This window comes from Mesorhizobium sp. M7A.F.Ca.CA.002.05.1.1, assembly GCF_003998335.1.
Lineage (GTDB): Bacteria > Pseudomonadota > Alphaproteobacteria > Rhizobiales > Rhizobiaceae > Mesorhizobium.
The window spans coordinates 1-8843 of the sequence record NZ_RZQI01000165.1 but is presented as its reverse complement, the minus strand read 5'-3'; the positions used below and the strand labels follow the sequence as shown (position 1 = coordinate 8843).

General features: G+C 65.2%; 11 protein-coding genes. All 11 read left to right on the top strand.

What is annotated here, in order from left to right; translation table 11 throughout:
* A partial coding sequence (locus EN939_RS11300; protein WP_164750947.1) for an SDR family NAD(P)-dependent oxidoreductase occupies positions 1–620 on the top strand: 620 nt, incomplete at its 5' end.
* Between the two features lie 18 nt (positions 621–638).
* A complete protein-coding gene (locus EN939_RS11295) occupies positions 639–1406 on the top strand; it encodes a 2-keto-4-pentenoate hydratase (protein WP_127268074.1) in 768 nt (255 codons plus the stop codon).
* Between the two features lie 46 nt (positions 1407–1452).
* A complete protein-coding gene (locus tag EN939_RS11290; RefSeq protein WP_127268073.1) occupies positions 1453–2508 on the top strand; it encodes an amidohydrolase family protein in 1056 nt (351 codons plus the stop codon).
* A 175-nt stretch (positions 2509–2683) separates the two neighbouring features.
* On the top strand, positions 2684–3355 hold the full coding sequence (locus EN939_RS11285; RefSeq protein WP_024504874.1) for an amino acid ABC transporter permease: 672 nt from the start codon (positions 2684–2686) through the stop codon (positions 3353–3355).
* 10 nt (positions 3356–3365) lie between these two features.
* On the top strand, positions 3366–4022 hold the full coding sequence (locus EN939_RS11280) for an amino acid ABC transporter permease (protein WP_127268072.1): 657 nt from the start codon (positions 3366–3368) through the stop codon (positions 4020–4022).
* A 63-nt stretch (positions 4023–4085) separates the two neighbouring features.
* Positions 4086–4889 (top strand): transporter substrate-binding domain-containing protein, encoded by an 804-nt coding sequence (locus EN939_RS11275; RefSeq protein WP_127268071.1) that lies wholly within the window; start codon positions 4086–4088, stop codon positions 4887–4889.
* A 79-nt stretch (positions 4890–4968) separates the two neighbouring features.
* Positions 4969–5685 (top strand): amino acid ABC transporter ATP-binding protein, encoded by a 717-nt coding sequence (locus EN939_RS11270; protein ID WP_127268075.1) that lies wholly within the window; start codon positions 4969–4971, stop codon positions 5683–5685.
* Between the two features lie 238 nt (positions 5686–5923).
* Positions 5924–6343, top strand: coding sequence for an alcohol dehydrogenase catalytic domain-containing protein (locus tag EN939_RS39830; RefSeq protein WP_127301625.1), 420 nt, complete (start codon positions 5924–5926; stop codon positions 6341–6343).
* 96 nt (positions 6344–6439) lie between these two features.
* Positions 6440–6685: a hypothetical protein gene (locus tag EN939_RS39825; RefSeq protein WP_306244472.1), complete on the top strand. Its 246-nt coding sequence runs from the start codon at positions 6440–6442 to the stop codon at positions 6683–6685.
* A 210-nt stretch (positions 6686–6895) separates the two neighbouring features.
* Positions 6896–7609: an HAD-IA family hydrolase gene (locus EN939_RS11260; RefSeq protein WP_127268070.1), complete on the top strand. Its 714-nt coding sequence runs from the start codon at positions 6896–6898 to the stop codon at positions 7607–7609.
* 426 nt (positions 7610–8035) lie between these two features.
* Positions 8036–8843: sugar ABC transporter substrate-binding protein (locus EN939_RS11255; protein ID WP_164750946.1), on the top strand; the 808-nt coding region annotated here is incomplete at its 3' end.

Sequence of the window (8843 nt, the reverse complement as noted above, 5' to 3'; positions counted from 1 at the left end):
ATGTCTCGAGCCTCGACGCAACCTGTGCCGATCTCACCGCCCACAACGTCGTTCCCGAAACCTTCCAGGGCGACCTCCTGGCGCCCGGCGCCATAGCCCCGCTCTTCGCCTCCGGGCCGGTCCGCGCGGTCGTCCATTGCGCGGGCATCGTTCCGGCGCAGATTCCATGGGACCAGGACCCGAACTGGGAAGCCCGATTCGCCCGGACCATGGCGGTCAACGTCCGGCTACCGATCGAACTCGGTCACGCCAGCATCGCCCACATGGTCGGGAACGGCGGCGGCCGGTTGATCCTCGTCGGCTCGCTCGCCGGCTGGCACGGCGGCACGCTGACGACGACGCCGCCCGATTACGTCACCTCGAAGGGCGGGTTGCACGCGCTAGTCCGCCTGCTTGCCCGCAAGGCTGCGTCGGGCGGCGTCCTGGTCAACGGCGTCGCCCCCGGACCGGTCGTGACGCCGTTCAGCGCCAACATCGACTTTCCGCGCGAAAACTTTCCGCTCGGACGCATGGCCACCGCCGAGGAGATCGCTTGGCCGATCGCCTTCCTGTGCACGAAGGGGGCGAGCAATTTCTGCGGCGAGATCGTCAACGTCAATGGCGGCGTCTTCTTCGCCTGATGACGGGCCGTTGACGCCATGAGCGACAGCTTCGATCCCGACCGCGCGGCAGAGGGACTGGCGAACGCATGGCGCGCCGGTGCGCAGCCGGCCGGATTGCGCGCCGACGTACGGCCGCGCAGCCTCGCCGAAGGCTACGATGTCCAGGACCGGCTGATCGCACTCCTCGGCCATGCGGTAGTCGGCTGGAAGATCGGCCTCGCCGGGCGCAACTTCTATCGCGGCGCCGGTCTCTCCCGTCCGATCTTCGGGCGCATCCTGGCGCCGCGCCGCCACGTCAGTGGCGAAGACGTCATCGTGCCCCGCGATGCCAGCGTCACTATCGAACTGGAGATCGCGCTCGTGCTGGCGTGCGATGCGGGACCCGTCGTCACCCCAGACCTGATCGAATCCGCGCATATCGGCTTCGAAATCGTCTCCTCGCGCCTTCCCGACCGCCAGAGCATCGGCGTGCCGGCCACGATCGCCGACAATTGCGTGTCGCATGCGGTGGTCCTGGGCCAAACCGTCGATCTTGACGCGATCGGCGACATCGCCGCACATGCCGGCGTCACGGTCGACGGCCATTTGCGCGCCCGCGGCCTGCGCGGCGACGATCTGCCCGATACGCTCGCGGTGCTCGGCCACCTGATCGCGCATCTGCGCGAACGGGGACAGGTCCTGAGGCGTGGCGGCGCGGTCTTCACCGGCACGCTGACGCAACCGTTCGACGTCGCGGCGCCGTGCGAACTCGCCGTCACCGGCACGGGATCGGCATTGCGTTGCCGGCTCGTGCCCGCTCCGTGAGGCAGCCGGCTTCGCGGTCCACCGACAAATGAGACAGGGAATACCGATGCGTTCGTCCAGACTGCCCACCCGATACGGCCGTATTTTCCCGCCGGACGAAGCCTGGCTGGCGACGGCAGAGCCGGAGGTCATTCTCGACCCCGAATTGGAGATCATCGACACCCATCATCATCTCTGGGACCTTCGCACCACCAGCGGCCACCGCTACATGCTCGACGAGTTCCTCGCCGATGCCAACAGCGGCCACACGGTCGTCGCCACCGTTCACATGAACGCTTACGAATGGGATCGCGCCTTCGGCCCGAAGGAGATGCAGCCCGTCGGTGAGACCGAGGTCGCCGCCGGCATCGCCGCCATGTGCGACAATGGCATCTACGGGCCGATCCGCGTTGCGGCCGGCATCGTCGGCTTCGCCGACCTGATGCTCGGCGACGGCGTCGCGCCGGTCCTGGAGGCGCATGTACGGGCCGGCGGCGGTCGTTTCCGAGGCATCCGCCACTCAGGCGGCTGGGACGCCGACCCGATCATCGGCAACAGCTTTCCGGGCATCGCGCCCGGGCTTTACGGGCAGCCGGATTTTCGCGCCGGATTTGCCCGGCTCGTCGCCATGGGCCTGTCCTTTGACGCCTGGCTCTACCATCCCCAGCTCGCCGACGTCACCGACCTCGCGCGCGCCTTTCCCGAGGCCTGCATCGTCATGGGCCATTGCGGCTGCCCGCTCGGCTACGGCCCCTATGCCGGCCGCAAGGACGAGGTCTTCGCCGCCTGGAAAGCGTCGATGGCCGAACTCGCCACGTGCCCGAACGTCTCGATCAAGCTCGGCGGCATGATGATGCGGCTTGCCGCCTACGACTACAACACCCGGCCCGCGCCGCCGACCTCGGCCGAGCTCGCCTCCATGTGGGGTCCCTACATCGAGACCTGCATCGAACTCTTCGGAGCCGACCGCGCCATGTTCGAGAGCAACTTCCCGGTCGACCGGATGGGCATCGGCTATGCCGCCCTTTGGAACGCCTTCAAGCGCATCGTTTCCGGCGCATCCGACGGCGTGAAACGCGGGCTGTTTGCCGGCACCGCGCGGCGCGTCTACCGGCTGGATTGAACCGCCGCGCGGGCGGCGCCAGCCAACACATTTGGCGAGGTGGGGGGAACCGAACCGATAATATCCCTGCATCGCGCCGCCGGCTTAAGCTTCCCCGATAGGGAAGGCGCGCGCGGTCGGCGGATCGGAGCGTGGCGGGCAGGCATTTCTGGAGCAGCCGGAAGTTAGGGAGGTCATGCAGTATCAGCTCCTATTCGCGCCCGTGTTCGCGAACATGGACCATCTTCTAACGGGCGCGTGGATCACCATCCAGCTCTCGTTCGTTGCCATGATTCTCGGCCTGATCGTCGGCGTCGTGCTGGCCTTTGCCAAGACCGGCGGGCCGCCCCCGCTGCGCTGGCTGATCGACGCCTATATCGAGCTCGTCCGTAACACACCCTTCCTGGCGCAGATCTACTTCATTTATTTCGCGCTGCCGGAATTCGGCATCCGCATGACGCCGAACACCGCCGCCATCGTGGCGCTGGTGGTCAATGTCGGCGCCTTCGCCACCGAGATCATCCGGGCCGGCATCGAATCCATCGCCAAGGGCCAGGTCGAGGCCGGCGTCGCGCTCGGGCTCAACCGCCTGCAGATCTTCCGCTACATCATCCTGAAGCAGGCGGTGCGTACCATCTACCCGGCGCTGACCAGCCAGTTCGTCTACCTGATGCTGTCGACCAGCGTCGTCTCGGTGATCTCGGCGACGGACCTGGCCGCCGCCGGCAACGACATCCAGCAGCGAACCTTCACCGCCTTCGAGGTCTATCTTGTCATCACCGGCATGTACCTCGTCATGTCGCTCGGCTTCTCCGGCCTGTTCCGCCTGATCCAGCGCCTCGCCTTTAACTATCCCTTAAGCCGGTAGGAGCGAGGTCATGATCCGCCCCTTCGGCATACAGGAATTCTGGTTCATCGTTCTGGCTGTCCAGTGGACCATCGCGCTTTCGGCCGCCGCCTTTGCCGGCGGCGCCGTCGGCGGACTCGTGGTGGCGCTGGCGCGGGTGTCGAAATACCGGCTGCTCTGCCTGCCGGCGCTCGGCTTCATTCGCCTGTTCCAGGGCACGCCGCTCTTGATGCAGCTCTTCCTCACCTATTTCGGCCTGCAGATCATCGGCTTCGGCGTCAGCCCCTGGGTGGCGGCCGCACTGGCGCTTACCGTGCACGCCGCCGCCTTTCTCGGCGAGATCTGGCGCGGCTGCATCCAGGCGGTGCCGGAAGGCCAGAGCGAGGCGAGCTGGGCGCTTGGCCTGTCCTATTTCGATCGGATGAAATCGGTGATCCTGCCGCAGGCCGCGCGCATCGCCGTGGCGCCGACCGTCGGCTTCCTCGTCCAGCTGATCAAGGGCACGTCGCTCGCCTCGATCATCGGCTTCGTCGAGCTGATGCGCGCCGCGCAGATCATGAACAACGCGACCTACTCGCCGCTCAAGGTCTACGGGCTGGTGACCATCATCTACTTCTGCCTGTGCTGGCCGCTTTCGGTCTACGCCCGGCGCATGGAAGGGCATTACGCCGCTCTGGCGACACGCTGACGTCTCGAATTGTCCGGACCCTCGATGTCGGGGATCCATTTTTTGAAAGGGAGGATACACCTGATGACACTCTGGAAAAATGCTCTGACGTTCGTCGCGAGCGTCGCGGTCGCGGCGGCCGTCACCGTGATGCCGGCTTCAGCCCTGACCTTGAAGGAAATCAAGGACAAAGGCACGATCACCGTCGGCTCGCTGGTCGATTACCCACCCTTCGGCCTGCTCGATTCCAACGGCCAGGCCGTCGGCTACGATCCCGATCTCGCCAAGGAGTTCGCCGACAGCATCGGCGTCAAGCTGACCATCCTGCCGGTGACCTCGGCCAACCGCATCCAGTACCTGCTGTCGGGCCAGGCCGACGTGCTGTTTGCCACGCTCGGCATCACCGAGGAACGCCTCAAGGTTGTCAACTTCTCGGTGCCCTATGCCGGTCTCGAGCAGTTCGTCTATGGCGACAAGGATATCGCCATCACCGACAAGGCGGGCCTCGCGGGCCAGACGATCGGCGTCACCCGCGGCACCACGCAGGATACCGCCGTGACGGCAATCGCCGCGGCCGACACCAACGTCCAGCGCTACGACGACGACGCCTCCTCCGCGCAGGCACTGATCTCCGGCCAGGTGCCGCTGCTCGGCGTTGCCGACATCGCGATCGGCCAGATCGAAAAGACGGCGCCGGACCGCTTCACCAAGAAGTTCCTGCTGCGCCAGCAGGCGCAGGGTATCGTCGTGCGCAAGGACTCGCCCGAGCTGCTTGCCGCCGTCAACGACTTCCTGAACGGGAAGAAGAAGGACGGAAGCCTGGGCAAGCTGCACGAGCAATGGATGAAGGCGCCGTTGCCGGACTTCATCGAAAACGCCGAGAAGTAGGTTCAGGCACGGCCGGCCGCAGGGAGATGTCCACGTGAGTTCAGAACAGGCGAACGCAACCGTCTCGCTCGCGGTGAGCATGGAAAACGTCGAGAAATACTACGGCGCTTTCCATGCGCTGAAGGCCGTCAACCTGACGGTCCGCACAGGCGAGCGAATCGTCCTTTGCGGCCCGTCCGGCTCGGGCAAGTCGACGCTCATCCGCTGCATCAACCAGCTCGAGCAGGTCCGCAGCGGCAAGATCGTCGTCGACGGCATCGAACTCACCGCGGGGCCGAAGAACGTCGAGGCGGTGCGCCGCAACGTCGGCATGGTGTTCCAGCAGTTCAACCTGTTCCCGCACATGACGGTGCTCGAAAACTGCACGCTAGCGCCCATGAAGGTTTCCGGCATCGCCAAGGCGAAGGCGGAGGAGACCGCGCGCAAATACCTCGCCCGCGTGCGCATTCCCGAACAGGCCCACAAATATCCCGCCCAGCTTTCGGGCGGCCAGCAGCAGCGCGTGGCGATCGCGCGCGCGCTCTGCATGAATCCCAGGATCATGCTGTTCGACGAGCCGACCTCCTCGCTCGACCCGGAGATGGTCAAGGAAGTCCTCGACACCATGATCGAACTGGCCAACGAAGGCATGACCATGCTCTGCGTCACCCACGAGATGGGCTTCGCCCGCCAGGTCGCCGACCGCGTCATCTTCATGGACCAGGGCGAGATCGTCGAGATGGGCGAGCCGGGCACCTTCTTCGACAATCCGAGGGAAGCCCGCAGCAAGGCGTTCCTCAGCCAGATCAGCCATTGAACATGGCGTGCGCCTTGTACTGAAGCGGCGACGGCAGATGCTGCGGGATACGAGGATTTGAACATGATGCGCGCCGTGGTTCTGCATGCCGAGAGAAGACCTGCGCGTCGAGGAAAGGGCCAGGCCCGAACCTGGCCCCTAACAGGTGCTGGTGCGGATCGCCAATGGCGGCATCTGCGGCTCCGACCTGCATTGTTAGAACCATGGCGGCTTCGGGCCGGTCCGAGTGCGCGAGCCGATGATCCTCGATCACGAGATTTCCGGGCATGTCGCGGCGCTCGGCGCCGGTGTCGTGGGCGTGCAGTTGGGCGCTATGGTCGCCGTCAGTCCGTCGTCGCCCTGCGGCCATTGCGGCTTCTGCTGCAGCGGCCAGCCGATCCACTGTTCCGACATGCGCTTCCTCGGCAGCGCCATGCGCACGCCGCTCGTGCAGGGCGGGTTTGCCGACTACATCGTCTGCGACGCCGCCAACGCCGTCGCCATGGCTGCCGGCGTCGACGCCGCGATCGGCCTCCTCCTCCTGCTTTCGGCGCGACTGGCGCGCGCGAAGTGGTGGTCACCGACATCCTCGACAAGCCGCTCGCCCTCGCCCCTTCGCTCGGCGCCGACCATACGGTCAACGTCGGGCGGTCGGGCCGGATGCGCTGGCCGGCTATGAGTCCAACAAGGGCTATTCGACGTCGTCTTCGAGGTCGCCGGCTAGTCGCTGACCATCGCCGGGGCACTGCGCGCGACACAGCCGCGCAGCACCATCGTGCCCGTCGGCCAGGGCGCCGTCCCCGAACTGCCGATCTCGACCATCGTCGGCAAGGAACTGGTGCTGCGCGGCAGCTTCCGCTTCGCCGGCGAGTTTTCGCTCGCCGCCAAGCTCATTGGTTCGGGCCGGATCGACGTGGCGCCGCTGCACAGCGCGACCATGCCGGTCACTGATGCCAATGACGCCTTCCTGCTGGCAGGCGACAAGAGCCGGGCCATCAAGGTACAGATCGCCTTCGCCTGAACGCAGTCGTCGCGCGGCGATCGCCTTCCGCGGCGCGACGCAGGCTGCCGCCACGTTCCGCGAGGTGGGGGGTGCCCAACGGATACTTTCCTTCGCCGGGCTCTCCGTTAGTTTCGATGGGAGGAAGACCCTCGATACGATGCGCCTCATAGCACGCACCGCGAAACCCGCCGGTGCTCCCCTTTTTCCAAATTCGAAGAGAAGACCGCCATGTCCAGCAAGAAACCCGTAGCCATCGTCTTCGACACATTCGGATCCGTGGTGGACTGGCGCGGCAGCCTGGTCGCCGAAATGAAGGAACTCGGTGGCAAGCGCGGCGTCAACGGCGACTGGGCCGCCGTCGCCGACGCATGGCGCCACGGCTATCACCGGATGCTCGATGAAGTAACCGCGGGCACGCGGGACTACGGCCTCCTCGACGACCTGCATCGCGAACTGCTCGACGAGGCCATGCGCGATGTTGGCGTCACCGGCTTCAGAGAGGACGACCTGCGCGACATCAACCTCGGCTGGCATCGCCTCAAGGCCTGGCCGGATGCCGTGGCGGGCCTGACGCGGCTGAAGACCAAATACATCGTCGGCTCGCTTTCGAACGGCAACGTGCGCCTGCTGGTCGACATGGCCAAGGGCGCGAACCTGCCGTGGGACGTGGTCTTCGGCTCCGACATGTTCTCACGCTTCAAGCCGCATCCCGACACCTACCTGGGCAGCGCCCGGCTGCTCAATCTCGAACCGGGCGAGGTCATGCTGGCGTCGGCGCACAATGGCGACCTCGCCAACGCGCGCAAGTACGGTTTGATGACCGGCTTCTTCCTGCGTCCCACCGAATTCGGCCCCAACCAAGCGATCGACCTTGCCGCCGAGGCGGATTGGGATGTCATCGCCGACGACATCGAGGACATGGCCACCAAGCTCGACACCTGACGGTGGCGGTCGCGCCAATGGCGCCGGCATTCTCCTTCTCGGTCGGTCTAGGCTCGCCCGCTTCCTACCTCATCCTGAGCTTGTCGAAGAACACTGGCCCGATTGCGAAGGCAGGGCGTGGTGACGACAAAGCGCGGCCATCCCTCCACCTGAATATCACCGTTTCCTCGCCGTTCGCGATGCCGACATGGTGAACAACGATTTGAGCCCTCTTGCCGGGGCGGCTAGGACTTCGGTTGGGGATTTGCCTTAGGACAGTGCTTCCAGGCAATATTTGTTCGGCTGCATGCTTCTATAGTTCATCACCCCTATCACCGAATAGCTTCAGCAAACGAATTGGAGGTCTTCTTTCGCAGCAGGGAGGCAATGCCGGTACCCCAGGTACCGCATTCGCGAATGGCAGGAAGAGTTTGGAGGAGGAATTCAATGAAGAAATATATAGCGGCAGCTTTATTCTCGCTGTCCCTGGCATTTGCCGCGACGGCCCAGGAAGCCGCGCGACCGGACTTCATACCCGAGGCCGACTGGGGCAAGATCAAGGGTCTCATAGATCCGAGCCGTGTCCAGTGGCAGCCTTACAAGGGGATCGCCGTCAAGCAGGACGGGTCGCCCTACAAGGTGCTCTATTTGCCGGTGTGGATGGGCGACGACTACCAGGTCATCGCGCAGCATCTCCTGCAGACCCAGCTCGAGGAAGCCGGCGCGACCTTCACCACGAGCTCGGCCGAATTCGACGTGCCGACGCAGACGCGCCTGATGGAAGACGCCATCGCCACGCACGCCTACGACGCGATCGTGCTGCATCCCATCGACCCGACCTCCATGGCCACCACCATCGACAAGGCCATCGCATCCGGGATCGACGTCTACAACTGGGTGCTTCCGGCCAACACCGACAAGCTCACCGGCTTTGCCGGCTATGATGCCGACACGATGGAAGGCAACGGCCAGATCGGCGTGAAATTCTCCGAACTCGCCAAAACGGCGGGCGCTACCGCCGAGAAGCCTTATCGCGTGCTGGAGATCTGGGGCGCACGCGCCCTGCCGATCTGCCAGGCCCGTCACCACGGCGTCGGTCTGGGGCTGGCGGGAGATCCCGCTGTCGAGATCGTCGAATCGGTCGACACGTCCGGCCAGCCGGAGTCGGTGATCAAGGCTATCCAGGATGCCTTTGCCCGCTATCCCGACATCAAGGCCATCTATCCCCAGTTCGGCGATGCCGGCGCCATCACAG

What these genes read in the sequence shown, in the direction of transcription:
- EN939_RS11295 (WP_127268074.1), top strand. Translation starts at nt 639, where the DNA reads ATGAGCGACAGCTTCGATCCCGACCGCGCGGCAGAGGGACTGGCGAAC.
- EN939_RS11290 (WP_127268073.1), top strand. Translation starts at nt 1,453, where the DNA reads ATGCGTTCGTCCAGACTGCCCACCCGATACGGCCGTATTTTCCCGCCG.
- EN939_RS11285 (WP_024504874.1), top strand. Translation starts at nt 2,684, where the DNA reads ATGCAGTATCAGCTCCTATTCGCGCCCGTGTTCGCGAACATGGACCAT.
- EN939_RS11280 (WP_127268072.1), top strand. Translation starts at nt 3,366, where the DNA reads ATGATCCGCCCCTTCGGCATACAGGAATTCTGGTTCATCGTTCTGGCT.
- EN939_RS11275 (WP_127268071.1), top strand. Translation starts at nt 4,086, where the DNA reads ATGACACTCTGGAAAAATGCTCTGACGTTCGTCGCGAGCGTCGCGGTC.
- EN939_RS11270 (WP_127268075.1), top strand. Translation starts at nt 4,969, where the DNA reads ATGGAAAACGTCGAGAAATACTACGGCGCTTTCCATGCGCTGAAGGCC.
- EN939_RS39830 (WP_127301625.1), top strand. Translation starts at nt 5,924, where the DNA reads ATGATCCTCGATCACGAGATTTCCGGGCATGTCGCGGCGCTCGGCGCC.
- EN939_RS11260 (WP_127268070.1), top strand. Translation starts at nt 6,896, where the DNA reads ATGTCCAGCAAGAAACCCGTAGCCATCGTCTTCGACACATTCGGATCC.